Source organism: Leptolyngbya sp. BC1307 (genome assembly GCF_002286735.1).
GTDB lineage: Bacteria > Cyanobacteriota > Cyanobacteriia > Phormidesmidales > Phormidesmidaceae > Phormidesmis.
On the sequence record NZ_NRTA01000047.1, the window covers coordinates 1 to 25,973 of the forward strand.

Annotated in this window: 24 protein-coding genes and 1 pseudogene; 12 read left to right on the forward strand and 13 right to left on the reverse strand. The window is 54.2% G+C overall.

Annotated elements, in window-relative coordinates; translation table 11 throughout:
- Positions 1–84: 84 nt before the first annotated feature.
- Positions 85–423: a hypothetical protein gene (locus CKL79_RS18460; protein WP_121971033.1), complete on the reverse strand. Its 339-nt coding sequence runs from the start codon at positions 421–423 to the stop codon at positions 85–87.
- Positions 393–1,799, reverse strand: coding sequence for a hypothetical protein (locus CKL79_RS18465; RefSeq protein WP_121971034.1), 1,407 nt, complete (start codon positions 1,797–1,799; stop codon positions 393–395). Before CKL79_RS18465 ends, CKL79_RS18460 begins: the two co-directional genes overlap by 31 nt.
- Positions 1,800–1,876: 77 nt before the next feature.
- Here CKL79_RS18465 and CKL79_RS18470 point away from each other — a divergent pair, with 77 nt between their 5' ends.
- Positions 1,877–2,536: a PD-(D/E)XK nuclease family protein gene (locus CKL79_RS18470; RefSeq protein ID WP_121971035.1), complete on the forward strand. Its 660-nt coding sequence runs from the start codon at positions 1,877–1,879 to the stop codon at positions 2,534–2,536.
- Between the two features lie 131 nt (positions 2,537–2,667).
- Positions 2,668–3,012 (forward strand): phage holin family protein, encoded by a 345-nt coding sequence (locus tag CKL79_RS18475; RefSeq protein ID WP_121971036.1) that lies wholly within the window; start codon positions 2,668–2,670, stop codon positions 3,010–3,012.
- Between the two features lie 21 nt (positions 3,013–3,033).
- Here CKL79_RS18475 and CKL79_RS18480 read toward each other — a convergent pair whose 3' ends face one another.
- From CKL79_RS18480 to CKL79_RS18490, 3 genes are all read right to left on the reverse strand, one after another.
- Positions 3,034–4,116 (reverse strand): saccharopine dehydrogenase NADP-binding domain-containing protein, encoded by a 1,083-nt coding sequence (locus CKL79_RS18480; protein ID WP_121971037.1) that lies wholly within the window; start codon positions 4,114–4,116, stop codon positions 3,034–3,036.
- A gap of 58 nt (positions 4,117–4,174) precedes the next feature.
- Positions 4,175–4,612 carry a peroxiredoxin gene (locus CKL79_RS18485; RefSeq protein WP_121971038.1) on the reverse strand — a complete coding sequence of 146 codons (438 nt, stop codon included), beginning with the start codon at positions 4,610–4,612 and terminating at the stop codon, positions 4,175–4,177.
- A gap of 140 nt (positions 4,613–4,752) precedes the next feature.
- Positions 4,753–7,296, reverse strand: a complete 2,544-nt coding sequence (locus tag CKL79_RS18490) for a CHAT domain-containing protein (RefSeq protein ID WP_121971039.1) — start codon at positions 7,294–7,296, stop codon at positions 4,753–4,755.
- Between CKL79_RS18490 and CKL79_RS24245 the strand changes: the two genes are divergently transcribed.
- The 5 genes from CKL79_RS24245 (at position 7,295) to CKL79_RS18510 (ending at position 13,291) form a co-directional block, all read left to right on the forward strand.
- A complete protein-coding gene (locus CKL79_RS24245) occupies positions 7,295–7,429 on the forward strand; it encodes a hypothetical protein (RefSeq protein ID WP_276300835.1) in 135 nt (44 codons plus the stop codon). The two genes, CKL79_RS18490 and CKL79_RS24245, sit on opposite strands and share 2 nt — an antisense overlap.
- A 538-nt stretch (positions 7,430–7,967) precedes the next feature.
- Positions 7,968–8,639 carry a sigma-70 family RNA polymerase sigma factor gene (locus CKL79_RS18495; protein WP_121971040.1) on the forward strand — a complete coding sequence of 224 codons (672 nt, stop codon included), beginning with the start codon at positions 7,968–7,970 and terminating at the stop codon, positions 8,637–8,639.
- Between the two features lie 162 nt (positions 8,640–8,801).
- A complete protein-coding gene (locus tag CKL79_RS18500; protein WP_205879144.1) occupies positions 8,802–9,833 on the forward strand; it encodes a DUF1822 family protein in 1,032 nt (343 codons plus the stop codon).
- A gap of 174 nt (positions 9,834–10,007) precedes the next feature.
- The gene (locus tag CKL79_RS18505) at positions 10,008–12,446 is read left to right on the forward strand and encodes a CHASE2 domain-containing protein (RefSeq protein ID WP_121971042.1); all 2,439 of its coding nucleotides are present in this window, start codon (positions 10,008–10,010) and stop codon (positions 12,444–12,446) included.
- 26 nt (positions 12,447–12,472) lie between these two features.
- A complete protein-coding gene (locus CKL79_RS18510) occupies positions 12,473–13,291 on the forward strand; it encodes a DUF928 domain-containing protein (RefSeq protein WP_170944112.1) in 819 nt (272 codons plus the stop codon).
- A gap of 36 nt (positions 13,292–13,327) precedes the next feature.
- On the opposite strand, the gene CKL79_RS18515 is transcribed toward CKL79_RS18510, so the two are convergent.
- A complete protein-coding gene (locus tag CKL79_RS18515) occupies positions 13,328–15,856 on the reverse strand; it encodes a cyclic nucleotide-binding domain-containing protein (RefSeq protein ID WP_121971044.1) in 2,529 nt (842 codons plus the stop codon).
- 355 nt (positions 15,857–16,211) lie between these two features.
- Here CKL79_RS18515 and CKL79_RS18520 point away from each other — a divergent pair, with 355 nt between their 5' ends.
- Positions 16,212–16,466 (forward strand): hypothetical protein, encoded by a 255-nt coding sequence (locus tag CKL79_RS18520; protein WP_121971045.1) that lies wholly within the window; start codon positions 16,212–16,214, stop codon positions 16,464–16,466.
- Between the two features lie 31 nt (positions 16,467–16,497).
- Here the strand turns inward: CKL79_RS18520 and CKL79_RS18525 are convergent, their stop codons facing one another.
- The 3 genes from CKL79_RS18525 to pyrH all read right to left on the reverse strand — a co-directional run bounded on the left by CKL79_RS18525 (position 16,498) and on the right by pyrH (position 19,025).
- Positions 16,498–17,625: a geranylgeranyl reductase family protein gene (locus CKL79_RS18525; protein WP_121971046.1), complete on the reverse strand. Its 1,128-nt coding sequence runs from the start codon at positions 17,623–17,625 to the stop codon at positions 16,498–16,500.
- Between the two features lie 127 nt (positions 17,626–17,752).
- The gene (frr, locus tag CKL79_RS18530; RefSeq protein WP_121971047.1) at positions 17,753–18,310 is read right to left on the reverse strand and encodes a ribosome recycling factor; all 558 of its coding nucleotides are present in this window, start codon (positions 18,308–18,310) and stop codon (positions 17,753–17,755) included.
- Positions 18,297–19,025, reverse strand: coding sequence for a UMP kinase (gene pyrH, locus CKL79_RS18535; protein WP_121971048.1), 729 nt, complete (start codon positions 19,023–19,025; stop codon positions 18,297–18,299). The genes frr and pyrH overlap by 14 nt, the downstream gene beginning before the upstream one ends.
- Before the next feature lie 153 nt (positions 19,026–19,178).
- Between pyrH and CKL79_RS18540 the strand changes: the two genes are divergently transcribed.
- A complete protein-coding gene (locus tag CKL79_RS18540; RefSeq protein ID WP_346427069.1) occupies positions 19,179–19,808 on the forward strand; it encodes a diacylglycerol/polyprenol kinase family protein in 630 nt (209 codons plus the stop codon).
- Here the strand turns inward: CKL79_RS18540 and CKL79_RS18545 are convergent.
- The 4 genes from CKL79_RS18545 to CKL79_RS18555 form a co-directional block, all read right to left on the reverse strand.
- Positions 19,805–20,143, reverse strand: a complete 339-nt coding sequence (locus tag CKL79_RS18545; RefSeq protein WP_121971049.1) for a P-II family nitrogen regulator — start codon at positions 20,141–20,143, stop codon at positions 19,805–19,807. The two genes, CKL79_RS18540 and CKL79_RS18545, sit on opposite strands and share 4 nt — an antisense overlap.
- A gap of 116 nt (positions 20,144–20,259) precedes the next feature.
- Positions 20,260–20,625 carry an Hpt domain-containing protein gene (locus tag CKL79_RS18550; protein WP_121971050.1) on the reverse strand — a complete coding sequence of 122 codons (366 nt, stop codon included), beginning with the start codon at positions 20,623–20,625 and terminating at the stop codon, positions 20,260–20,262.
- A gap of 177 nt (positions 20,626–20,802) precedes the next feature.
- The gene (locus tag CKL79_RS23265) at positions 20,803–20,976 is read right to left on the reverse strand and encodes a hypothetical protein (protein ID WP_170944113.1); all 174 of its coding nucleotides are present in this window, start codon (positions 20,974–20,976) and stop codon (positions 20,803–20,805) included.
- A gap of 1 nt (position 20,977) precedes the next feature.
- On the reverse strand, positions 20,978–22,525 hold the full coding sequence (locus tag CKL79_RS18555; RefSeq protein ID WP_121971051.1) for a hypothetical protein: 1,548 nt from the start codon (positions 22,523–22,525) through the stop codon (positions 20,978–20,980).
- A 228-nt stretch (positions 22,526–22,753) separates the two neighbouring features.
- Between CKL79_RS18555 and CKL79_RS18560 the strand changes: the two are divergent.
- The 3 genes and pseudogenes from CKL79_RS18560 to CKL79_RS18570 all read left to right on the forward strand — a co-directional run.
- Positions 22,754–23,179, forward strand: a pseudogene (locus CKL79_RS18560) (TetR/AcrR family transcriptional regulator C-terminal domain-containing protein); the annotation flags it as partial.
- 85 nt (positions 23,180–23,264) lie between these two features.
- A complete protein-coding gene (gene lysS, locus CKL79_RS18565) occupies positions 23,265–24,839 on the forward strand; it encodes a lysine--tRNA ligase (protein ID WP_121971052.1) in 1,575 nt (524 codons plus the stop codon).
- A gap of 3 nt (positions 24,840–24,842) precedes the next feature.
- A complete protein-coding gene (locus CKL79_RS18570; protein WP_121971053.1) occupies positions 24,843–25,844 on the forward strand; it encodes a histone deacetylase family protein in 1,002 nt (333 codons plus the stop codon).
- Positions 25,845–25,973: the final 129 nt, after the last annotated feature.

A 25,973-nucleotide genomic window follows, 5' to 3' on the forward strand; every position in this document is an offset into this window, starting at 1 on the left:
GTTATACCCAAGGCAGATGGGCTCAGTTTTGGGCCAAAATTAACCAATATGGATTTTCTCTCGCTTTTTAAGCCTACATCAAATTCAGGTCACACCCTTCGCCAGGTCGTCTTTGCCATCTCCGTCGAAGTCACCCGACAGCCACTGCTGGGTATCCCAGAAGCCACCCTGGGCCGTTGCCCATCGCTCTATGGCAAACGCGGCTCCCTCCGAGCGGTGAACATCAATCGAAGCTAATCCACCGTCAGTAAACGCCTTCGCCAGGTCGTCTTTGCCGTCTCCATCGAAGTCACCCGACAGCCACTGCTGGGCATCCCAGAAGCCACCCTGGGCCGTTGCCCATCGCTCTATGGCAAACGCTGCTCCCTCCGAGCGGTGAACATCGACCGAAGCTAATCCACCGTCAGTAAACGCCTTCGCCAAGTCGTCTTTGCCGTCTCCATCGAAGTCGCCCGACAGCCACTGCTGGGCGTCCCAGAAGCCGCCCTGGGCCGTTGCCCATCGCTCAAGCAGAAGTTTTTGATTGATTGGGGGGCGTCTATCGTAGCGAGCTGCCAACTTAACAGATCTGCTGCTCCTAGCCCCACAGAAGTTTGAAACTCAAAAACGGCCTTTGAACCCACGGTGGAAAACAGATCAATGTCCTCAGACAGGACTGGACTAGCGGGCTGAATCAGCGTGTTGCCTAGAAAAACATCTAGTTGATCGGTGAAACCGTCGTAGGTTATCCAGGCCGTTAGCGGGTCGCCGCTGTCTAAGTTTAGGGGGCTGTTGACTTGGTTCAGACGCTCGACTGTCGAGCTGGAGCGCTGAAGTTCGATGGTGTCGCCGGGCTGATCAAGAGAGATAAACGGATCAAAATTTAGCGATAGGCTTGAGGTCTGATCAGTAGGTAGAAATGATCGCACCCCAAATGCAAATCCAGCGTCCGTTTTCATTGACGGTAAGCGAAACTCAAACCGGGTAGAAAAAGAGAAATCAGGGTCAATCTCAATCTCATTAGATAGGGTGGCTCGCCCACCCGCATCATTGGCTCCTAAGGACAGTTTGAGTAGATTATTAACTGGGGCTGCGTTCCCCTCAAGAGCAATCATTCCCTGGCGGTCAAAAACTAAGTCATCTAGGACAAAGGTCTTTACGTCTTGGACAATTTGCTCCTGTAGCTGAGGCTGATTGAGAATACTGCGATGGGTAATGCCGCGATCGCCTAGCAACACCTCAGCGTTGATGTTTTCTGCGCCTCGAACCGTTTTTGCCCCCTGCAAATCGAAAGGGTCGTATCCAGGGGCAAAAACGTTGAAACGGTTACGCGACTGATAATAGTTAATCCCCTTAAGTACATTGGGCGGCAATAGTTCATCTTCTGAACTACTGCCGGTAAGGGGATCGTAGGACTCTACCTGAAGCTGTAGGTTCACGGCTCTAGGAGCCTGGCTGCTTGAAAAACGGGTGACCGATACGCCACCGCCGCTATAGCCTATGCCACCAGTGCTAGCAACAGTGTCAAATTGGCTGACCCAGGCCTGGGCCCGCTGGCTACCCACTTCCCTAAAGCCAAAGACATCGCCTTCATAGGAATCAAAAACTTGGCTGGTCCAGAAGTAATCCTGGAACTGACTTTGAAAACGATCACTTAAGGTGTCAATTCCTGATGAACCAGGATTTTCTGATGAGCCGAGCAGCCCCCCGGCTCCTCGAAAAAGGGCAACGACGCCTCGCTCGCCAAAATTAAACTGCTGGGAAGTCGTTATAGTAGGAGCCTCTACTTTAGCGATCCATCCTTCGATTAAAATTTGCACCCACCTTACTATAAGAGGTAATTGCTCAACTCCCCCAGAAGGGTATTGCAAAAAAGGCGAAAGGAATTAAGAAAGGTATGAAGCTACCTCACTACCAGGCCAAACAAGTAGCGGTCAATCGCAAGCGCCACTATGAGATAGAGGGTCACTGCTACCCCGGCATTACGACTATCTTGTCGGCGACTAAGCCCTACGAAGACAAAAAACGGCTCTGGGACTGGCAAGATCGCATCGGCAAAGCTGAAGCCCAAAGGATTACGACAAAATCGGCTCGCTCAGGTAGCCGCATTCACAAGGTCATTAAGGCACATCTTAAGCAGGAGCCTTACGAACTACCTGATGGATTAGACGGATTTTGGCAATCTATTGAGCCTGTGCTCACTAGCATTGATGAAGTGCTGCTGGTAGAAGGCGCGGTGTGGCATCCGCTGAAGTTTGGGGGTTATCCGGACGCAGTCATGCGCTACGAAGGTGAGCTGTGCGTCTGCGATTGGAAGACTGCCCGTCGTCCTAAGCGCATAGAGTGGATCGAAGACTACTGTATGCAGGTCGCCGCCTACTGCTACGCGGTGAACTGGGTCTATCGCGATACTGGCATCAAAATTGAGCGCGGTGTAATCGCCATCGCTCTCGAAGACTGTCCTGCCCAAGTATTCACGCTAGAAGCCGACGACCTCTTTCACCACTGGCGTAGCTTTCAGCAGCGGCTCAGACAGTACTACCAGCAGTGCCCCTGAAGGTCCAACAGCGAAGTTCAACGACCGGGGTTAACACTGCTTAACTAGCGATCGCTAATCCGTTTGGTATACTCTCCGTGCAGCTTGTCTGTACCGCTGCTGATTTTGCATTATTTAGGAGCCATAGCCCCATGACCGGACTGATTATTACCTGGATTGTGACGACCATCACTTTTATTATTTTGACCAAGCTGCCTACTGGCATCGAGTCAGAGAGTTTTGGCAAAACTGCGATCGCTGCGCTAGTCTTCGGCCTGCTCAATGGCCTCACCGGCTGGTTTATCAACAGCCTGTTTATCAACGTGCTCTCTTTGGGTCTGGTATTTTTAATTGGTAACACCATCCTGTTTGGCCTAGCTGCCCTGCTCGTTCCCGGTTTCAGACTACGCTGGGGCATTATAAGCGCCCTGCTCGGTGGGCTAGGCGTCGCCGTCATCAACGGCATTCTCTTTAAGATTTTAGCCGGTGTTTTATAACCGCAGCTTTCCAGCCGCCGCCTAAACCCTATCTACCGTCAGCCCGCGCTCTGCCAAAGTCTCTTCAAACAGCTCAGTAGACAGTGCCTGCTCCACCGGCCAAATGCCCGGCTTAGTCAATCTGCCCGCTAAAATTAGCTGCGCCACTGCGCCAGTGCCACTGCCCGCGCAGTAAGCCGTATCTGCATGGTCAAAAGTAGCTAAATACGTCGCGTTTTTTCCGTCTTTTTGCCCATCAATCTGTATCCGCATCGAAATCCCCACGCCCGTCTGTGGGTCGGTTACCTGCGTCATCCGGTAGCTAATGTGTGAAAGCGACTCGATTACCTGCGGATTTTTTAAGACGGCTTTAGGCATCCGTGCCATCAGCCAAGTGAGCCGGTTGTAGTAGTCCGGTACGGAGCCAAATTTAGTGATGATCGTCTTTACTTCCGGAAAGGTATCAGCCACCGTCAGCGCTTCTATCGTATTAAACCAGTAGACGCCGCCCTTGCCGTAGCGCGGAAACTCAATCACCTCGCGATCGCTATAAGGCTCAATCGTTCGCCACTGCCCCCCAATTTTTGACTGGAAAGGCGTCTGCAGCTCTATAAACGTGGTGCGCATCACCGTCACACCCGCCCCACCCGAGCCTGCCACCAGGTAGCTCAAATGCACGGCTTCAGCCTGATCGAGCTGCTCAATGCCCTGACGCACCATGCTGCCCGAAATGCCCGGGAAAATGCCCGTGCTAATCACTGCCGTAACGCCCGCTGCCTCAGCCGACTGCCGGTAGGTCAACGCCTCAGTGACATAGTCAGGGCTATCGGCCACGTCTAAATAAGGCTTTCCCTGCGCTATGCAGCTCAGCAGCACATGGTGATTGCGACTGCGAAACGGCCCTGCACTGTGAATAATCAGATCGTGCTGAGCGATCGCAGCTTCTACTGCCGCCTCATCGCCCAAATCTAGCGGCTGATAAATCTGCCGATCAGCCAGCGCAAACGCCGCTGCTGCCCGGCGACCGGTCACAGTCACCTGAGCCGCCGTATGGGTCAGAATATCAGCAGCGACACTGCGACCAATACGACCGTTTCCGCCCAGCACTAATACCGTTTGAGTCATCGCTTAGTCAGGCTGTAGAAGCTGCCTACAGCGCATATATGTTTCCTTACAGGCTCCCTTACATACCTAAGTCTGACAAAATATCATCCGCGTGAGTATCGGTCTTAACACTCTCATACACCTTTTTGATCACGCCCTTCTCATCGATCACAAAAGTGGCTCGCTTAGAATAGCCGCCGCCCTCAACTTCATAGGCTTGCGAAATCGTGCCGTCAGTATCCACCACCAGCGGAAACGGCAAACTGAATTTATCTTTAAAGGCTTTGTGAGAAGTCTCATCGTCACGGCTCACGCCCAAGACAACAATATCTTTGCCCTGATAAGCCTCGTAAGAATCGCGAAAGCTACAGGCTTGCTTCGTGCAGCCCGGCGTATCGTCCTTCGGATAAAAGTAGAGTACGACTGTCTTCCCCTCAAAATCTGAGAGCGTAACGGAATTGCCAGCATCGTCTTTAGCGGTGAAATTTGGGGCGGTAATGCCTTCTGAAAGGGCCATAGGTATCTCCTGTATATTTTTATCGGCAGCCAACCATCCGATAGACTTCCGTGATTCTATCAAGGACACGTCCCCGAGTGGCACATTAGCAAGATATTCCATTCCTTTAGTCCATTTCTTTAGATAGGAGCCGCGCCGCGCTACAGTCCGTTGCCAATCAAGATAAAGGCAGCCCAGTCATGCGGGTGAGAAAAGCGATCGCTCGCCATCAGCGTCATCTGTGCCCGCTGCAAAGCTTCAGCTTTTGTGTGCCCCTCACTCAGCGCTAGATAAAACTGGTTCATCAGCGCTGCTGTTGCCGTATCGTTCACTGACCAGAGAGAGGCGATCGCCGCCCCTGCTCCTGTCTGCTGCACCTGAAACCCCAATCCCAAAATTTCCTGGCCCGAACCTGCCAGGCTCACCGCCGTCTGACAAGCGCTAAAGACCACCAAATCTACATTTGGCAGTTGCCACTGGCCGATGCCTTGCATATCGACCGTACTGCCATCGCCAAATAAAACGAACGATTCCTCCGGCTGACCGGGCACAAACTTAGCGTGCGTCGCCAGATGAACAATCCGCTGGTCACCCACAGCGCTTAGCGTACTACCCGGTGAAAAGTCATGATCTAGTAGCGCCACCGTATTGGGTATGACCGCCGCCAGATTTTCAATTTCTTGCTTCGCAGCGGGCAATCCCTCATAGAGATAGCGCTGCTCCCCCACTTCCACCTGATAGGCCGGAATATCAGCGGTAAACGCCCCCGCTAGTACGCTCAGAGCTGAGTCTGGTTTTGCCGTCAGATCATCAATCGCTGCCGCTGTTATGTTATGAGACTGGTATTTTTGCGCCAGCCACTGTTCGCCATCGTACAGCGCCGCAATCGGCACATAGCGCAAAACGCCATCAGGTAAATAGATAATGTTTTCAATTTGGCGATCGCTTAACGTTTCCTCTAGCGGACGAATCAGCCAATCGTAGAGCTGCCCGGCGCTGGGCCTGGCATCAAGCACATCCGTACTGAGCATTCTTTTCAGCTCACCGACCGTACTGCTCAGGTCTTGTTGCGATACCGCCGTGGTGTAATGCACCAGCGGGCCATCAGCCGTGATCAAAATCAGCTCCAGGCGATCGCCCAAAATCAGCGGATAAAGCGCTGCCGACTTCACCGGCTGCTCAGCCAAAGCCGCCTGCAAGTCATCAATTGACCGTAGCTTAAAAGCACTCTCCGTCGAAGCTGCCGAAGGATCGCTCAGGGCGATCGCCGCCGACCCAATAAAATCTGCCAGAGAAATATCGGGCTTATTCCCTGCCAGCAAATCATCAAATTCGGCTGATAGCCCCGTCTCTGCTGGCGTATTTAGCCCCGTTTCCTGGCTAGCTTGCCCGCCGTGCAAATAAGACTCTACCTCTTGCAGCTTCAGCAGCTCCAACACCTGTAGCGCCTCGCCCACCCGGTTTTGCTGCAAAAGCAAATCAGCCAAATTGCGATAGAGATCTTCAACCGTAAACGTATAGCGCTGCTGCATCGCCTGCGAAAGCTGCCTGAGATCTTGCCGAATGCTCTCAATTTGAGCGATCGCTTGCTTGTAAAAGAAAATCGCTAAATCCGGCTGTGCCTGCCCCTCCATCAGCCAACCCAAATTCAGCTTCACCTCTATCTGGCCCTGCACATCGACTGTCTGTTGGCTCAGTCGCAGCGCCTGTAAATGCGTTGACCAAGCCTGTTCAAACTCGCCCGCCGTCCGCTGCAAAGCCCCCAAACTATTCAGCAAAATCGCCCGCTCTTGAGCATCGTCTTGCTCAGAGAGTAGTTCAAACCCTCGCGCCAAAATCTCTTCAGCCGCCGCCAGATCACCCTGATTGAGATAGACCGAACTCAAATTATTCAGCGCCCGCATCTCGCGGCTGATCTCGCCGCTGCTTTTGGACAGGGCTATGGCGCTTTGGTAGCTGGCGATCGCCTGCGGATAGTTTTGCTGTCGGTCGTACACCCAGCCCAGCGTAAAAATCGCGCTCGCCTCCAGACTCGTAAACCCCACCGCCTTGCTCAAACGAGCCGCCTCTTGCAGCGCCCCCTCAGCCTCAGCATATTGACCTATCTCCGCTTCCACTGCGCCGATGTTGTGCAGTAAAGCCGCTCGCGCCTCGGGTCGGGTAGCTGAGCGATCGCGCGTCAGCCCTCGCTGGTAGTATCCCAGTGCCGTCGCAAAATTCGCTATCTGATGGTGAACTTTACCCAGCAGGTTATACACAGAAACCAGAGCATCGGTTAAATCTGTAGGGCTAAAATTGGGATCATCTAGGGCGATCGCCTCATAGAGCGCCAATGCTGACTCCAGCACCGGCAGCGCTAGTTCATACTTTTCAGCATCTAAATAGGCACGTCCCAGCCCGCTCAACGCACTTCCTTTGAGCGCTAAATCTATCGGCGCTTGCTGGTCAATCAGCACCAGCGCCTGACGATAGCTAGCAATAGCCGCCTCAAAGTCTCCAGCCTGGCTCTGCTCACTGCCCACCGCTAACTGTTGAAGAACTTCATCTTCAGCGGCGCTCTGAGGCTCCTGCGCTAGCTGAACTGGCTCAACCTGGCCTACCTCAACCCGCCCTATCTCAACACCAAAGGCACTCTCAGCTAACGTGCGGGTCACCACATCAGTCACCGCGTAAGTAGAGGGCAGCATCGCCGCTACAGGAAACATGGGTTTTACTTCTCAGCGAGGAGCGATCGCCTCCAGTATACCGAGTCAAATGCAGCCCGCTAGCGCCTTCTACGCGGTATATAAAAAGGCTTCGGCCCGCGACTGGAAGTTCGAGACATTCCTGCCGCCATAATCTCAGGTGGGTTAGACGGCTCTCCCTCCGGATTGGCTGGGGTAGACCCACCCGGTAGCTGACCCAAGCGCTGACTCACAGCGCGTGCCAATCGAACCGTATTCTCAAAAGCATTGCGGATATTCATAACGTTCACAAGGTGAAAAACATTTTTAGCAAACCAGGCTCATACCCGCCGATCAGACTGACGCGCTGCCAGGCTGATCAACTTTTCCGTAGGTCAATAGTTAGTCAGGGTGCTTTCTTAAAATCTTTACCTGATGGCCTCAACTCACTTTTCGTCAGCATTGAGGCGATCCCGGTACAACCCGATTGAACTAGTCGTGAGCCGTTAGTAGCTACAGTTTCCAAAAACATCCGTAAATTCACAGGTAGTCTGGGCCAGAAGTCTCGCTGGCACCCTGTTTTGGGCGATACTGGACAAAATTAAGCGCCTTCGCAGAACTTACGAATTTGCACCTGATAGGTAATTTAAGCGTACAGTTTCAATGGAGGTCGAATGGGTGCATCTACACGTCAACACACCTTGCTTCAGCGTATGAACAGTTCACCAAGTGGCAACAACAGACGCAAGCGATCCGACCAGCTACTGCAGCTGGTACAAGCCGCCTGTCAGCATCCCCCCGGCAGCCAGCAGCGGCAAAAAGGGCTCACTCAGCTGATTCGCCTCCTAAATCAGCAGCTCTGGCATACCTCAGATGCCTACTATCCTGATGCCCTCCAGCAAACCTGGATATACTTTTGCCGCAACCTCTGTGAAGCCACTACCGGCAGGGCTTACGACCCCGAAGTAGCCAGCCCGGTTACCTGGCTCAACGCCTACCTCAAACGCCGCCTGCAAGATTTTCAAATTGCTGAAAACAGAAAGCGAGCGACTACTGTTTCTCCCGCTAGCGCGAGGATCGGCAGTGAAGGCGACCCCATTGATCCCATTGACCGTCTGCCCGCCCCGCCAGACGTGCCCCCCCTGCTTGCTCAGGTCAGCGCTTGGGCCAATGCTGACGCTGACGGCACCCTAGCTGGCCTGCACATTGCCAACCATCCCGAAGTCACCGCCCAGGGGCTCATTCTCAAGCGGCTACCGCCAGAAACCCCCTGGAAAGCCCTCTCAGCTGAGTACGGCATCTCCATCGGCACACTCAGCAGCTTTTACCAGCGGCAGTGCCTACCCCAGCTACGCGCCTTCGGTCAGTCTCAAGGTTACTTCTAAATTCAAGCTAGCGATCGGCCAAATCACTCCCCCTGATCAAATGCCCTTTCTCTTAATGCCCTTTCTCTTAGCGCATTCTCTACATCTTCCTTTTCTCACGCTATAGAAGTATAGAGAAAGAAATATAGAGAACTCACCGCTTATTCTGCCGCTGTTCAATGCTTGATTGAACAGTTTTCAGGAGAAGTCTACTCGCCCGGTTCACTTACCCATATCACGACCTATCAGGTATTCAACGGAGTTAAACGCATGGTCACTGAAAGCTATCGACAAACCGGCATCACCTTGCCCATTACAACAGAATTTAAGCAAATCGCTCAGCAGTTTGCCCAACAGTGCCCGCTGCAAGCAAAAGCCCAGCAAATATGGCGCAATACCATTGCCGTCTGTACCGTCAACGCCTATTTGCAGCTCATGGAAATTCCTACCCGCATTGATCGCGGCGACAGCTGGAATCCGCTCATGCAGATGCTGACCGATGTCGCCGACCTAGACGTACCGGCTATCGGACTTCTCTCCTGCCGGCCGCTAACACCTGAAGCAGATACCTGCTATGTCCCGCCCGAAGCCTGGCATCATCGCACAGGCTATATAGCTGTTGTCATTGACGAAGCTGCCAATCAGGCCACCCTCTTAGGCTTTACGCCTACCGTCGAAGAAGAACAAGTCGCCCTCGAAAGATTCGAGCCTTTAGAAGCTGTAATCGACCGGTTACACAGCCGCGAAACCGCGACAGCCTCATTCCCTGAGCAAGTACAGTCCTCCCTGACTCAGCTGAGCCAGTGGGCGCAGGGCATCATCGCCGCAAACTGGCAGACTGTCGAGGCCCTGATCAATCCAGCCGAACTAAGCTTTGCCTTCCGCACGACTGCTACCGCCATCAGCCGCGCCAGAACAATTGATTTAAGTCTACAGCTAGGCCAGTCCGTTCAAGTTGCCTTAGTTGTTCACCTCACCCAGTCAGAGAGCCGCACAGACATCATTTTGCAAGTGCGGCCGCTGGGAGAGTCTCCTTACCTGATGGCAGGGCTCACTCTTACCGTACTTGACGAGCATAACAACACCTTTATGAGCGTTACTTCGACTGCGATTGACAACTATATTCAGCTGCGGTTGAGCGGTCAACCAGGAGAGATATTTGGCGTTCGAGTCAGCGTGGGAGATGCTGATTTCCAGGAGCAGTTTGTCATCTAAGCGCACCCTCTCATTAGATAGCTCACTGCCGACTCAAGCAGTTGGCGCTAGCACAGCAATCTGAGAGACTGTAGACAGGGTGAAGCAGCGTTCCCCCAGAGCGATCCCCAGAGCGATCCCCAGAGCGACCCGACAGAGCGACCCGACAGAGACGCCAGAAAAAATAGAGGAGCTGTGAACAAACGCATCGTCATCAAAATCGGCCCCGGCAGCATTGAGACTGGCTATACCGCTGCGGTGCAAATTGGCGAAGAAGGGATGCCGCCTCAAGTCGAGACGCAGGCTCACCTTTTGGCGGCTCCCGATTTGCCAGATCTCTACCGGCGCTGGCAGCAGACTTACCGGCTTTTAGGCTTGCCCTACCGTCTCGAAGCCCACAGCGGTGTGACCAACGTTTCTAATATTTCTCAGGTAGAAGCCTGTCGTACCGCCAGCCGTGATCTGCGCGATCGCCTCCACCACTGGCTCAACAGCGACGCCTTTCGCCCTATTCGTGAAAAAATCCTAGAGCAGCTCAACCCCGAAGACACCGCACGCATTTTGCTCCAGACCCAAGACCCGCTCCTACAGCGCCTGCCTTGGTACGAGCTACAGTTTTTCCAGCGCTACCGACAGGCAGAAGTCGCCATCGGCTCCCTTGACTACCAGCAGGTTATCTATCCGGGAACCCGTTCCGGCAAAGTGAGAATACTGGCCGTCTTAGGCGACGCTACCGGCCTCAATACACAAACCGATCAAACCCTACTCAGCAAGCTACCCAACGCCGACATCCAATTTTTAAAGGAGCCCAGCCGAGAGACCTTTAATCAGCGGCTCTGGGACGCCAAAGGTTGGGATATTTTATTCTTTGCGGGCCACAGCAACAGCCGCTCGGACTGCGCCGAAGGCAGCGGCGAAATTGCACTCAACGCCACCGACCAGCTCACTATTCCTCAGCTTAAGCACGCTCTCAAGAAAGCTATCGACAGAGGGCTTAATACTGCCATCTTCAACTCCTGTGACGGTCTAGGACTCGCCGCCGACCTGGCCGATCTGCACATTCCCCAAGTCCTGGTCATGCGCGAACCCGTCCCCGATCAGGTCGCCCACGCCTTTCTCCAGGGATTCTTAGACGCTTTCTCAGCAGGCACCCCTTTTTACATCGCCGTCCGCGAAGCCCGAGAAAAGCTCCAGGGCCTCGAAGCCCGCTACCCCTGTGCCACCTGGCTACCCGTCATCGTCCAAAACCTGGCCGAAACCCCGCCCACCTGGCTCTCCTTACAAGGCAAATCCAATCGTAGTCAGGCTGCGATCGCCCCCCCTTCTCCCTTTCCCCCTTCCCCTTTTTCTCCTCTTCCCACCCGCAACCGCTGGCAACTCACCCTCACCGCTGGCCTCATCCTCACCGCCGCCCTTCTCATCTGCCGCCAGCTCGGTCTCCTAGAATCTCTCGAACTCAAAGCTTACGATCACTTCCTCCGCAGCCGCCCCACCGAAACCGTAGACAGCCGCTTGCTGATCATCACCAATACCAGCGACGATATCGACCGACGACCCAACACCACCGGCAGCAGTTCTCTCTCTGATGCCACCCTGTCAGCCCTACTCAACAAGCTCACTCTCCTAGAGCCACAGCTGATCGGGCTAGATATTTACCGCAATTTTTCAGCCCAAGATCCGGCCCTCGCTCAGCAGCTCAAAAATACTGATAATCTAATTGCAATCTGCAAAATTCCAGACCCGACAACAGAGGCCGTTGGCAAAGCCCCGCCGCCCGAAATTGAGAGCCCGTTGCGCATCGCCGCCAACGACTTTGTCACCGACAAAGACAGCGGCAGAAAACTGCGTCGCCATCTGCTCTATCTGGAGCCTATACCAGGTTTCCTTTGTCCTGGCGAGACTTTTAGCACCGTTATTGCCCAGCGCTATCTAAAAGAAGTTCATAACATTTCCCGTAGCAGCGGTCTCTTTATTGGGGCAGCGCCCCTGCCGCGTCTCAGCGGGTCTTTCGGTGGCTATCACAACTTGGACAGTGATGGCGTGCAGATCTTGTTGAACTACCGCATACTAGACCCCAAAAAGACCACCTGCGGCGAGGTAAAAGAGACACCAGCAGACTGTCTTACGGTCACCGAGTTTTTAAACCAAGATCCAGATCAGCTCCGCAGCAGCGTTAAAGGTCGAATTGTCTTGATCGGGACAACAGACATCGACTTTGGCTACCAAGACCGCTGGCTTACTCCCTATACAACGACATCTTTTCCAGAAGATCAGACTCCCGGGGTCTTTCTTCAAGCTCAGATGATCAGTCAACTGCTGAGCGCCGCTTTAGGGCAGATTCCGCTACTGACTAGCTGGCCCGAATGGCAGGAGATGATCTGGATTGCTAGCTGGGCGATGCTCGGCGGTTGGATTGGCACTAAGCGCTACGCTCGCTGGCGACTAGGGCTGTGGTTGCGACTGCTCATATTTGAAAGTCTATTGCTGTTAGCCTGCTGGCTATGGCTGGTGTACGCCGCCGTTTGGGTGCCTTGGGTGCCGAGCGCTTTAGCCTTGCCTGCTGCGGGACTGACCGCCCAGACAGCGCTTACTGTCAGATCTCGCAATCAGAAGACTATCCCCTCCGCAGAATAATTGCTTTCGAGCCTGATAGATTCATCATGAACAATCCTCGCCTGCTAATGACTACCGTCGCGCTAAGTACTCTCTCAGCGGTTGTTTTTTCCCCAGCCCTGCTAGTCCCTTCAGCGGCGATCGCCCAAGCCCAACCTACTCTCCCTACTCTCCCCATCCAGTTCAACCCAGATACGCTCGAAAATCCAGGTCGCCCGGGTGATCGGCGGCGAGGTGGCGGGTCTCGGGGTGGCTGTCAGGCTGATATTCCGCTGACGGCGATCGCCTACGCCAGCAGCCAAGCTGTCGAAGAACTCGGCGTTCAGAGCATTGAAGAAACGGTAGGCACCCTGACCACCCAAGCTCAGCCGGTGCTCTGGTTTTACCTGCCGGGGCCACTCCCCGAGGGCAGCACTGCCGAATTTATCGTCAAGGGCAGCCAGAACCAACTGCTTTACCAGGGTCAGCTAGTCGGCGAAACCGACAGTAGCGGCATCGTCCGCGTGCCTATGCCTTTCGATCTAGAACCTGACGCCAGCTACCACTGGGCTTTAATTCTCGACTGCGATGAAAGCGATCGCACTTGGGTAGAGGGTTGGGTAGAACGCCGTACAGCGGATTCTTTGCTGACTGACACCTTCGCTGAGACCAGTGCTCGCAACCGCGCTGCCCTCTATGCCAGCCACGGCTACCTGCAAGACACCCTCACCGAACTCGCCGCCCTGCGCATTGCTCAGCCTGAAGACGATGCGATCGCTCAAGACTGGGCCACCTTCCTCAGCGACCTCGACCTTCTCGATCTCACCGCCGCGCCGCTTCTAGACTGCTGCCAGGTAGAAAGCACGATGCCTGAAGGAAAGCCGTAGCGTCCTTTGGCAGCAGCCTGACCACTCACGCCGACCCTAGACGATTAGCTGCCAGAGCAAAACGGTGAACCCCACGGTCATGCCGTGTTGCGGGACGAGTTTGCGCCAGGACTGTCGGCCTATTTTCTGAGTGAGAAGAATGCTGAGAAAAGCGCCGAAGATTAAAGCGACGCCCTGTAAAAAAGCAATGACCGCCGGATGCGCGACTAGACTGCCACCGGCCATCGGCAGACCCCAGGTAGCCCAAAAGACCGGCACAATCTGCCCCGCCTCCGCAAGCCCAAGCAGCAGATAATGAGCCAGGCTCGCAAACAGCAGCAGCGGCAGGTAGCCATAGGCAAGTTCTAAAAAAGTGCGAGTGGCACCGGTACCCTGCAATTGCGATCGCACCCAATCTACGCCCACCGCTATCGCCCCCGGCAAAAATAAAGCGATGATAGCGGCGATCGCGTGCCCACTCCAGCTTTCTAACAGCCGAGCATCCCCCAATAGCAAAGTCGTCAGAGCTGGCAGTCGATGCAAAAATACCGCTCCCAATAGCAGCAGCAGCAGCGCCACCTCATAGCCGCTAGTCGCATGGCTCGTCCACAGCCCAATCCCCGGCGGTCTCAGGTTCAGCTCTACCGACTGATGCGGACAGGCCTTCAGGCAGGTCATGCACAGCACGCAGTTACGGTTATCTGTGAGCTGTGCCGGATGCGAATACACCGGACAGCCACCCGTCGCCTGTCCCTCGCCTTCTGCCGGGCCGCCCTTATAGCAGTGATAGGTATTACAGCTCGCCGAACAAATCCCCTGCTGCGCCCGCAATTCCACCATCGAAAGCTTAGCAAACAGACCATTCATCCCCCCAATCGGGCAGAGATAGCGGCACCAAAATCGCCGCTCAAACAGCACCGAGCAAACCACCGCTCCCGCCGTGATAATAATCAGCAGCCAGCCCGAGAGATAGGCCGTATTTTCCAAATTCCACAGCTCCTCCCACAGCAAAATCGCCGCAAAGCCGCCATAGAGTATCCAGCCACCCCAGCGCTCTGCCCAGGCTCTCGGCCAGCCCTGTAGCTGACGCGGCCAAACTTTGAGCGACAAAAACTGTGCCACTTCGCCATAGATCATAAACGGACAAACCGCGCACCACAGCCGCCCCACAAAGGGAAAGCTCAGCAAAATCAGCGGCCACCACCAGGCCCAAAACATGTTCAGCGCAAAATTCTGATCGCGCGTTTGCGGCCCCCACATCAGCACAGCCACCACAATCGGATAAAGCCACAGCGTCAGCCCGTAGTTGATCCGGTCTGGCCACCACGGACTCAGCGCAAACTTTCGGAGCTGCGGATAGCCCTTGAACAAGTTAAACCGAAAGCGTCGGCTCTGTTTTTCTTCAGCCCAAAAGACTTCTTCGGTCAGGACGCTGCTCTGCCCCGACTGGCTTACCGCCCGCTCCACCATGCTCTCTAGCTCGGTGAGATTGCCGGGAAAATCATAGCTCTGCAGCCGCCGTAGAGCCTCTGGTGCGAGTCGCCGCTTACACAGACCGCGCTGCCGGCACAGCAACTGAGCAAAGTAGTTCACCTGCGCTTCAATATCCGCTTTGCGCACCCGCAGCGGCGGTGATTTAATCTGCTTGGCCGATACCCGAGTAAAGTCTGGCAGGGCTTTCTCTGAGACCATTAAGATCCATGCCGGAGACGTTTTCTGAGGCATTGGCGCTTCGCCCTCGCGCGTGACTGGCCGATACTCTCCGCTCTCTACCAGCCGCAAAATCGGCGCTTTGAGGTCATCGCCAAGATCTTGCACATTGTTCAGCAGCAGCGTTCCTGAGCCCAACCATTCCAAAAGTCCTGGCTGCTCTCCGCGTCCAAAGAGATCTTGCGATCGCAGCGTCTCACAGTTCACCCGAACCATCGGCGCAGCCTTATTCGCCGAGCCAAAGTGAATGAGCGCTGCCAGATTATCTTTGCCCAGCCCCGGTTCACCAAAAATCAGCACGGGCGATCGCCGACCGTCCTGCGCATCTAACCGAGTTACCTCGCGAATATTTTGCCGCAGACGAATCGCATAGCGACTGCCCCCCACCACCCCGCGCTTTACCCGAGTCATCCGGTAAGGCAAAAGCGCCTGCTGCCGTTCCTGCTCATAGGCTAGCTGCTCAGAAACTTCTTCTAGCGCATCGGCCAGCAGTCGTGACAGATCCTGGTTAAGCGCCGGAAATTCCTCAGCTAGCTCTTGGAATCTAGTTTTGTCCAGCCGCCAGAGCCCGCAATCTGTCAGCGAAACCATCGTTTGCGCCGCGTCTTCATCCAGCAGCAGCTCTCGCAGATGAATGACCGTGCCGGGCTGCAATTCGGTAACCTGGGCTGCACTCGCGCGCCGGGTTCGATAGCTCTCTAGCCGGCCAGACCTGAGAATGTAGAGCGCATCGGGCGGCGTATCTTCCAAAACCAGGCGGCGATTGGCTTCAAAAGTGATCTCTTTCAGGCAGGGGGCGATCGCCGCCACCAACGTCTCCGGCAAATCCCGAAAAATCGTGTGGGTTTGGAGCCATTGTGATCGCTCAGCATTCATAGCACCACTGCTCGTAGGAGATAAAGGAATTATGCTTCATCCCACACTCGTAAGAGATAAAGAAATTGTGCTTCATCCCAGCTCTCGATATCGCCTGCCAGTTCGCGCAGCGCTTCACGATTGCAGGTTTTCATCGATTACTCTCCCCGTAGTTAGCACCCTTGCCTGTGCTTGGCCTGACGCGATCGCCAGTAATCCACGTACTTCTGCTCAACCATCCTTCACCTCCCTCTCAGGCACGCCCAAATGCTCAAAGCCTTTATCTACAATCGATTTCATTCTAGAGAGGGAGTGGCTACATCGCAAAAGCCGCTAGTTTGGGTAAAGACTAAAATCACCCAATAAAAAGGACTTTATGGCTGCGACTCAACCGCTGAAGGGCATTGCGCTCATTGACTGCGCCAAAGCCAACGCACAGCAGGGCGCAGAGACAGCAGCGCAGCTATGCGGCTATGGCAGCGATATCAGCAGTTTTCAATCAGCCCTCACCCAAGCGGGTAAAGACATGGGCGTAACGCTCGACGACATAGAAGATCTCATCACCGACCAGTTTATAGCCAAGCGCAATCCGGGCATAGAAGTCGCGCCCGACACGCCGCAAGATCTATAGATCTTTTACAGACAATGCTGACAGACCGCGCCTAGCTGCCCCGCCCCGGCAGAAAGCTCGTGCTGATCCGCTTGACCACCCGGTTAGCAATATCGGCGTAGCTCACCTCACCTGCTAAGATTTGCCCCAGTCGCTTGGTCGCAGTTGGTCGCTTAATGCCCACCCGATAGCCCACCTTAGGCAGCCGGAAAAACACGTTGGCAATCCGCTGTGCCCACTGCATATCCGCTCCCCAGCTCTCGTGAATGGTCTGGGTGTAGTCAATCAGCGCATCCGGCTCGCCGTTCAGGGCGCGGTCAATGGCTTGGGCCGCTACCATGCCGCTATACAGCGCCGGACGAATGCCTTCTGCCGTCAGCGGATCGACAATTGCGGCGGCTTCTCCAACCAGCAAAGCACGGTGGGTATGCAGCGCGTGATTGCCGTCCCACAGCTTCAGCGGGTGGGTGTACAGTTCGCCTTGCTCAAAGCTCAGATCGAAAGCAGTCGCATACTGACTCAGCGGCGTCTTGATATCTTTAGGCGGGCTGCCAATAAAATTGCCGATGCCCAGGGAGTAGCCTTGCCGTTTAGGAAAGCTCCACAGACAGCCATTCTTCACCAAGCCAAACTCAAAGCTAAAAGCCCCGTTTTCTACCGGATCAGCCGTCGCAATTTCTAAGACGCCCGCTTCACGTAGCTTGTGCCGCCTAAACCCAAGCCAATCTGCCATCGGCCCTTGGGCACCGTCTGCCGCGATCAGATAACGGCAGGTAAAGCTGCCATCAGCCGTGTTGACCTGCCATCTGTCACCTTGAGACTCAATCGCGCTTACCGCCATCCGATCTTTTACCTGAGCGCCCTGAGCCTGAGCCTGCTCAATCAAAAACTGATCAAACACCGCCCGGTTCACCATCCAGATCGGGTCGGTCTCTAGCTGCCCGTCTACCGCATCGCCTAGCTGCCAGGTATAGCGCACCCGCCGCACCTGCGCGTCAATAGCAGGCGCAAAGTCAAAATCAAACCACTGAGCAACGCTTGGAGAAACGGCTCCACTACAGGGCTTATAGCGTGGCAGAGCTGACTTTTCTAGCAGCAGTACCGTCCGCCCTGTTTTTGCCAAATGATAGGCGGCTGAACTACCTGCCGGGCCACCGCCCACGATAATACAGTCATACATAAGAAGCACCCATTTCTCCAAAGCGACGCACAAGCAACGCGCAGTGGAGGTCTATTTACTGGTTCAGAGCTTACTGGTTCAGAGCTTACTGGTTCAGAGCGTGGTTCAGAGCGTAAGATCAGACACGTTAGACAGTCTGGATCGCTTTTTCCTTGTCTGCTAGAGCCTCGTCAATCTGCTTGGTATATTTGTCAGTCAGGCTCTGCACTTCATCCTGCATATCTCTAGACTCATCTTCAGAGATATCGCCGTCTTTCTCCTGCTGACGTGCCAAATCAATCCCGTCGCGCCGCACGTTGCGCACCGAGACTCGGCCCTCTTCAGCGTATTTAGAAGCTAGCTTGGCAAATTCCTGACGGCGCTCCGTCGTCAGCGGTGGAATATTTAGCCGAATTAGCGAGCCGTCGTTATTGGGCGTTAGCCCCACATCTGACAGCGAGATTGATCGCTCGATCAGCGACAGCGAGCCGGGATCAAATGGCTGAATCATCAGCGTGCTAGCGTCGGGCGTGGTGATATTTGCCAGCGACTTTAAGCTGGTTGGGCTCCCGTAATACTCCACCATCACCCGATCTAGCAGCGAGGTGCTCGCCCGACCGGTACGAATGGTATTAAACGACCGCTGAGTGGACTCAACGGCTTTTTGCATCGCCTCTTCTACTTCACTGAGATCAGCTAACTTCACAGGACTCTCCCACAATGGTTCCAATTGATTCACCCATCATGGCGCGGTGGATGTTACCTCTCACCGAAAGGTTAAACACCATGATCGGAATGTTGTTATCTTTGCACAGCGCAATGGCCGTGCTATCCATTACTCTAAGATCTTTTGCCAAAACATGGCTGTACGTTAGAGACTGATAGCGCTTGGCATCGGCGTTAGTGGCCGGGTCGCTGTCATATACACCATCTACTTTGGTGGCCTTAAAGAGTACCTCAGCGCTGATTTCAGCCGCTCTCAGCGCAGCAGTGGTATCGGTTGTAAAAAACGGATTGCCTGAGCCGCCGCCAAAAATCACCACCCGGTTTTTCTCCAGGTGGCGAATGGCGCGGCGGCGAATGTAGGGTTCGGCCAGCTCCTGCATAGAGATGGCGGTTTGTACTCGGGTGGGCACATCTATCCGCTCTAGGGCATCTTGCAGGGTCATCGCGTTCATGATCGTAGCGATCATGCCGATGTAGTCAGCAGTCGCCCGGTCCATGCCTGCTGAGGCCCCTCTGACGCCTCTGAAGATATTGCCGCCGCCTACGACGATCGCCAGCTGAATGCCCTGCGCTACAACATCGGCGATTTCTTGAGCGATCGCATCGACAATAGCCGGGTCAATACCGTAGGCCAGCTCTCCCATGAGGGCTTCACCACTCAGTTTTAGCAGTACTCGCTGATAGGGTTTACCCATGCGTGCTCTATAGTTAAGTCAGTAATTTCTACATCAAGATAGCAGTCAAAGCGTTTGGGCGATACCCCGCCTGACGACCAATATCGTCTCCTCTTGTCTCCTTTACTGTTTCAATGCACGCTCGTTTTGCTCTGGCTCGCTGTCGTTGGCGGGCTGTCCGAACTGGCGCGCCGGTTGGGCTATGGCCCCGAAATTACCCGCAAAATTGTCCATATCGGCGCGGGTCATGTGATTTTGATTGCCTGGTGGCTAGCAGTCCCGGCCTGGGCAGGCATCGCGGCTTCGGTTCTATCTAGTGGGGTCGCCCTGCTGTCTTACCAACTGCCACTGCTGCCGGGCATTAACAGCGTTGGCCGCAAAAGCCTGGGCACGTTCTTCTACGCGGTTAGCATCGGTCTGCTAATCGCCTGGTTTTGGCCCCTGCAGCAGCCTCACTACGCCGCCATCGGCATTTTGATTATGACCTGGGGCGATGGGCTCGCTGCGCTAGTTGGGCAGCGATTTGGCCAGCATCCCTACCAGATCTGGGGAGAGAAAAAAAGCTGGGAAGGCAGTTTTACCATGCTGCTCGTGAGCTATAGTGTCTGCGCGGCGATCTTATTAGTTGTGCAGGGGCCAATTGCCGCCACTTGGCTGAGTGCGATCGCCGTTGCCCTCGTCGCCACCCTTTTAGAATCGGCTTCTAAGTACGGCATCGATAACCTGAGCGTACCGCTGGGAACTGCCGCCGTTTGCTTTTGGCTATCTCACTGGCTATCTCACTGGTTGCCGGCGCTGATCTAGAGCGCTACGTCACCCATTTCACCTGTCCGAATCCGGATCGCATCGTCCACAGCAGAGACGAAGATCTTGCCGTCGCCAATGCTGCCGGTTGCCGCTGCCGTCGAGATTGTTTCTAACGTCGTTTCTAGCTGGTCGTCAGGGACTACCAATACCAGCCGCTTCTTGGTCAAAAACTCAACCGTATAGGAAATGCCCCGGTAGGTGCTGGTCTGCCCCTTCTGCCGGCCAAAGCCTCGCACGTCTTCTAACGTCATTCCGGTCGCCCCGATGCTCACCAGGGCCGTTTTGACCTCCTGCAGTTTTTCAGGTCGCACAATCGCTTCAATTTTTTTCACACCGACGCTCCTTGGTTAAGTCAGATTAGATGACAGCGCATGTAATCGCTGTCATTGTTACAGTTTGGCTGAATCAAGACAACTGCCTAAGGGCTTCATTTGTGAAAATCGTTACTTTATAGCGGGTTATTGCCTGATTCGCGACTCGCCCAAATTATCTGATAGTGACTGCGCAGATCCTGAAGCTGGGCCTGAGTGCCAGTCATTTCGCCACTGCGGGCAATTTGCTCTAGCTGATGAGCCGCGCGGGCCAGGGCACTAGCGCCTACATTCGCGCTGGCTCCCCGCAGAGAGTGAGCAATGTCTTCTATCGCCCGGATATTCTGATGGGCGATCGCTTGCTCTAACTGTCTTAGACTCTCTTCAGCATCGTGTAAAAATATAGCCAACAGCTCGGCCTCAAAATCAACGTCTTCACCGGCTAGCTGCCGCAGTTGCTGCCAATCAAAGTCTGACTGAGCAAACGTATGATCTTTGACCATAGTATTTAGTAGGATTTAATCACCAAAACATCCAGCGGCTCAGCAAAAAAAGCAGGCCGCTCGTAAACAGGTTCGTAAACAGGCATGTGAACCACAATACCCAATCTTTCGGCCAGTTTTGGCGGAGATTACAATCTTTATGCCCGCTTTACGGCTAACGGCAACCGTTGCAGAGCCCTATGGCGCAGATGGTCCGTCATCTATGCACCAGGCCACCAGCGATAGAAGCGATAGCCCCAGCAGCCAATTCGGTAAATGTATCCAGCCCAAAAGCAGCTGTGGCAAAGCATCTACCCCAATAGAGAGCACCAACGCAATCCAAGCAGTTACTAAAAGTAGAAAAAGGCTCATGCTATACGTCTGCCATCCGCCACTGCCGGAAATCCTCATGGTCTGGGAAAGGATACACTCTCATCCTTTGGTCGTAGCGAATGGTCAGTTTGCGGTAAAACATCGGGTGAATGGCACACAAATGCTCTGAGAGCAGTGGCAATCGGCCTTCATAGCTGTATTCAAAATCGGCCTCGGCGTAGCCCGCTGCCTCGTTGAGATGGCGCACCTGGCCGACAATGCCCAGCTCACTCACCAACTGCCGAAAGCTGTGAGGAGAATAGTCGCCATAGGGCCACTCAGAAGCCGTAATCGGCGCACGCTTATCAAGCTGGTTGCCCTTAAAAACCATCGGCAGACCCGAGAGCGCTTCTACAATCCGGCCTACTTTAGGATAAACCGTGCTGTATGAGTTGATCACTTCTTCAGCAAGTACGTTTTGCCGATTTTGAACGGCGCTGACGATGGAGTCAGGATAAAATCGCGGAAACGTGCCTTTGAGAGTCGCCTGATGGGCGATCGCATTACACAGCACAATCAGCTGCCGAGGGCGCATTTGCGTATGGCGTAGCACGTAGGGAAACGTCCGCTCAGGCAGGTCATATTCATTGCGCAGCGTGCGGCCAAAATACGGATACCACATCTTTTCGAGCACGTCGGCAGAGCTATCCCAGTCAATCGGGTACGATTCGGGCAGCAGCAGATCGAGCGCCCGCAGGTAGCTATACAGCCGCCAGCTGATCAGCCGCATGAGATCTTTCGGTCGCCAGTGCAAATGCACCTCATGGCGCACTGACTTCAGCGGATTGAGAATCACTTCTTCTTTGAGCTGAGGAAAGACCTCCGCCATCGCAAAAATCTTGATATGTACGCCCCGATGGGCAAAGTCACGGTTAAATTCTGATCCACATTGAATTAGCGCTGCCGTCGCCTGCATCATGGTCGGATCGTGAACGGCGTAATTTTCTAGCGTGTCAAACGCGACAATCACCGGACGATGCCGAGCAATCTCTAGCACAGCGGCCATGCCAGCGCGCACCCGGCCATCGGCAAAAATACTCTCTAGCTCATCGAGCAGGTTGTCTTCGCTTTGCACCAGGCGGTCGAGCAGGGCCTTGAGGCAGTGGCGGATAAAGGTAGACAGCTTGCCCTCACGGGTGCCAAAGATGCAGGCGCTGCGGATGCGCGGATCGAGATCTTCCAGTTCGCGAAAGATCACCGACCACATGACCAAATGCCAGATTTTGGCGATTCGAGGAATGGCGACTTCGCGGCTATGGGGGACTTTCAGCGTAATGTCTTCAAGCACTTTCTCAAAGGCAGCAGGCTCATCGACATCAATGGCGATCGCCCCATTCATCACCTTTTGAAAAGAAAAAAACTGCCCCAGCGCCGTCTTCCCCGATCCCCGCCGCCCGATAATCAAAAACACCTTTGGATCAAGGGCCAGATCGTTAAACCGAGTGTGATAGAAAAAATAGCGGCTATAGTCCTGCTTGAGCAGCTTCACTTCTGACTCGCAGTCAGCTTCTCCAAACGGGCTGAACCGCTCTGCTGTGTCTCTTTGCATCACCCAGTTGGCTCTCCTACTCTACTTCGCAATCTAACATTGCCAGCTAGAACCGCTCTTCGCACTATCCCAGTTTTCTCGACTGTCTGCCCGGCTTCAGCCCTTTTCCAACCGCACTCTCTTGGCTGCTGCACATGACGCAACCCTCAGTATTTCAGAGATATCCGCGCTATTTCCGCAGATATTGCCTCTGAAAATATTGTTTTGTGAATTGCCATTACCCTTCGCTGGATGAAGATCCTCACCGATTTGCTCACCGCCCTTAGCGAAATGGGCAGCTATAAGGCCGTCGCTCAGGTCATGCGCAAGCGTATGCTCAGCTTTAATGCCAACGCCGATATGATGCGGGTGTGCTTTATGGAAGCGCAGTTTCATCCGGAGTTGCGCGATCGCGTCCAAGCCGAAGTCATCGACAAAATGACCGACGTGGCCGAAGCCTTCTTTCAAACCGGTATGGACAGAGGCACCTACCGCCAGATGAACCCTCGCGCCGCCGCCCTCATTTTCTTAGGCATGTTCACCGTTGCTGGCTTTAGCAATACGACGATGGGTGACGAACCTAGCTCTCCCAAAGATATGCAGGAAATGGCCGAAACCCTCGCCGACATTTTCTTAAACGGCGTCCTAGCAGAACCCGCTCAAACCCATCCCTAAAGGCAATCTGACCCGCGACCTTCTAAATCGCCCTGCTGCCGATACAATAGGGACTTGTTTGAGTCCTTTAAACGCTTTTTAGTCAATGCCTTCAGATCGTGCCAGTTCGCCTACTCCCAACGACAGCAGTGACTCCGGCCTGGAAGGCATTCGAGCGACCCGGCTGCAAAAGGTAGAGGCGCTAAAAGCAGCGGGCATGACGCCCTATGCCTACAGCTGGGACATCACGCATTCGGTCTCTACATTGCAGGCTAAATTTGCCGATCTCGAAGCGGGCGCAGAGGCAGACTTTGCCGTCTCCGTTGCTGGTCGCATCATGGCCAGACGAGTCTTTGGCAAACTGGCTTTCTTTACCCTGCAAGATGAAACCGGCACGATTCAGCTCTATCTGGAGAAAAAGACCATTCAGGCCGAGATGGGCGAGGCCGACCCGCAGGCATTCAACCATCTCAAGCAACTCACCGACGCTGGCGATATCTTAGGCGCTCAAGGCACTATTAAGCGCACCGACAAAGGCGAACTATCGGTCAAGGTAACGCGCTATGCCATGCTGACCAAATCGCTGCTGCCCCTACCCGATAAGTTTCACGGCCTCACCGATGTAGCCAAACGCTACCGTCAGCGCTACGTCGATCTCATCGTCAATCCTGAGGTGCGCAATACCTTTCGCAAGCGGGCACTGATCACTGCTTCTATTCGCCGCTATCTCGATCAGCAGGGCTTTATTGAAGTAGAGACACCTGTACTCCAGTCAGAGCCAGGGGGAGCCGAGGCCCGGCCTTTTGTCACCTATCACAATACGCTCGATATGGAGCTGTATTTGCGGATTGCCACTGAGCTGCACTTAAAGCGGCTGATCGTCGGCGGCTTTGAAAAAGTGTTTGAACTGGGGCGAGTCTTTCGCAATGAGGGCATTTCCACCCGGCACAATCCCGAATTTACCACTATCGAGCTGTATCAAGCCTACGCTGACTACAGCGACATGATGGATCTGACCGAGGCCATGGTGATCCAGGCTGCGAAAGACGTGCTTGGCACCACTGAAATCTCCTATCAGGGTGAGCAGATTAGCCTGGCTAGCCCCTGGCAGCGAATTACTATGCACGAGGCGGTGCAGGAAAAAACCGGCGTTGACTTTAGCCAGTTTACTGACTTAGCAAAGGCAAAAGCGGCGGCTAAGACCGCAGGAATTGTGAATGTCGATGACTGTGAGAGTATCGGCCACGTCTTAAACGAAGCCTTTGAGCAAAAAGTAGAAGAAACCCTGATTCAGCCGACCTATGTGGTTGACTATCCGGTAGAGATTTCGCCGCTGGCTAAGCCGCATCGCAGTAAGCCAGGACTGGTAGAGCGATTTGAGCTATTCATCGTCGGCAGGGAGACGGCCAACAGCTTTTCTGAGCTGACTGACCCGATTGATCAGCGCGATCGCTTAGAAGCCCAGGCTATGAAAAAAGAAGCAGGCGACTTAGAAGCACACAGCGTAGATGAAGACTTTATCACCGCCCTCGAATACGGTATGCCACCCACGGGCGGCATGGGTTTAGGGATTGATCGGCTGGTAATGGTGCTGACAGACGCGGCGAGTATCAGGGATGCGATCGCCTTCCCCCTGCTCAAACCCGAAAAGTCAGAGATGGATGGAAACAACCTCGCTTAGCTGATGAAGACTGTGTACAGCCTGCTGCATCATGAACATGCGCCTGAGAGAGAATTCTTTCGGGGAAACCTTGTTGAGTGCTTCGAAAAGCCTGATCGGGCACTGAAGATATTGCAGGAAATCCGCAAGCGCAGCTTAGGTGAGATTGTTACGCTGCCTGCTCCAACTGTAGAGAGTGGAAACAACAATCGAGAGGAATTTGTCGATTCTACTACAGTGATAGAGCCCGATGCTGATTTGCTCAGGCTCATTAAACTCGTCCATAAGGAAGCCTACATTTCCTTTGTTCGAACAATTTTTCAAGAGTGGCGTCGAGTGGTCCCGACTCAGTCGTATGCCCTACCTCATACCTTTAATCGCCTTGCGAAAGATCGCGCTGAACCCGCTAGTCCGTATGCAAAACTGGGCTACTATTCGTTCGACACAGGTACCCCAATCACAGCAGGTACCTGGAATGCAGCTATCGGATCGGCCTGGTGCGCATTTAAGGGAAAAGAAATTGTCCGCAAAGAGGGAATGGCGTTTGCGCTCTGTCGCCCGCCGGGACATCACGCTCACTGGGATATATGCGGGGGATATTGTTTTTTTAATAATGCGGCGATCGCAGCCGCAGCCTTTCGAACGCACGACCCCACCGCAACCGTCGCCATCCTCGATGTAGACTACCACCACGGCAATGGCACGCAGTCTATCTTTTACGACCGAGCAGATGTCTTCTTTGCCTCCATCCACGGCGATCCTACTCACGACTATCCCTACTTTCTCGGTTACGCCGACGAGACTGGCGGCCAAAACGCGCCGGGGCAGAATGCAAACTTTCCGCTGCCTCGCGGCACCACGTGGGACCAGTACACGCGCGTCTTAGACGCAGCGCTTGAGAAAATAGAAAGCCAGAACCCTCAATACTTAATCGTCTCTCTAGGCGTTGATACCTTCAGGGGCGACGCCATCTCTAAGTTCTTATTGGAAAGTGAGGATTTTAGGACTTACGCATTGACAGAGTAGCCAGCCTGTATGCTGATAAGAGCCCTTTTTTCTGAGTGATCGCTAGGCCATGCGTGAGCTATCAAAACCATCTACAGCCCAGTGCGATAGCACGCTCTACACCTTATTTTTGCTCTCAGAGCCGAAGTA

Coding starts and splice junctions, on each gene's coding strand:
- CKL79_RS18470 (WP_121971035.1), top strand. CDS start 1,877: ATGAAGCTACCTCACTACCAGGCCAAACAAGTAGCGGTCAATCGCAAG.
- CKL79_RS18515 (WP_121971044.1), bottom strand. CDS start 15,856: ATGAATGCTGAGCGATCACAATGGCTCCAAACCCACACGATTTTTCGG.
- pyrH (WP_121971048.1), bottom strand. CDS start 19,025: ATGGGTAAACCCTATCAGCGAGTACTGCTAAAACTGAGTGGTGAAGCC.
- CKL79_RS23265 (WP_170944113.1), bottom strand. CDS start 20,976: ATGAGCCTTTTTCTACTTTTAGTAACTGCTTGGATTGCGTTGGTGCTC.
- CKL79_RS18480 (WP_121971037.1), bottom strand. CDS start 4,116: ATGACTCAAACGGTATTAGTGCTGGGCGGAAACGGTCGTATTGGTCGC.
- CKL79_RS18485 (WP_121971038.1), bottom strand. CDS start 4,612: ATGGCCCTTTCAGAAGGCATTACCGCCCCAAATTTCACCGCTAAAGAC.
- CKL79_RS18570 (WP_121971053.1), top strand. CDS start 24,843: ATGAAGACTGTGTACAGCCTGCTGCATCATGAACATGCGCCTGAGAGA.
- CKL79_RS24245 (WP_276300835.1), top strand. CDS start 7,295: ATGGGTTTTACTTCTCAGCGAGGAGCGATCGCCTCCAGTATACCGAGT.
- CKL79_RS18550 (WP_121971050.1), bottom strand. CDS start 20,625: ATGGTCAAAGATCATACGTTTGCTCAGTCAGACTTTGATTGGCAGCAA.
- CKL79_RS18495 (WP_121971040.1), top strand. CDS start 7,968: ATGAACAGTTCACCAAGTGGCAACAACAGACGCAAGCGATCCGACCAG.
- CKL79_RS18555 (WP_121971051.1), bottom strand. CDS start 22,525: ATGCAAAGAGACACAGCAGAGCGGTTCAGCCCGTTTGGAGAAGCTGAC.
- CKL79_RS18525 (WP_121971046.1), bottom strand. CDS start 17,625: ATGTATGACTGTATTATCGTGGGCGGTGGCCCGGCAGGTAGTTCAGCC.
- CKL79_RS18520 (WP_121971045.1), top strand. CDS start 16,212: ATGGCTGCGACTCAACCGCTGAAGGGCATTGCGCTCATTGACTGCGCC.
- lysS (WP_121971052.1), top strand. CDS start 23,265: ATGCCTTCAGATCGTGCCAGTTCGCCTACTCCCAACGACAGCAGTGAC.
- CKL79_RS18510 (WP_170944112.1), top strand. CDS start 12,473: ATGAACAATCCTCGCCTGCTAATGACTACCGTCGCGCTAAGTACTCTC.
- CKL79_RS18475 (WP_121971036.1), top strand. CDS start 2,668: ATGACCGGACTGATTATTACCTGGATTGTGACGACCATCACTTTTATT.
- CKL79_RS18490 (WP_121971039.1), bottom strand. CDS start 7,296: ATGTTTCCTGTAGCGGCGATGCTGCCCTCTACTTACGCGGTGACTGAT.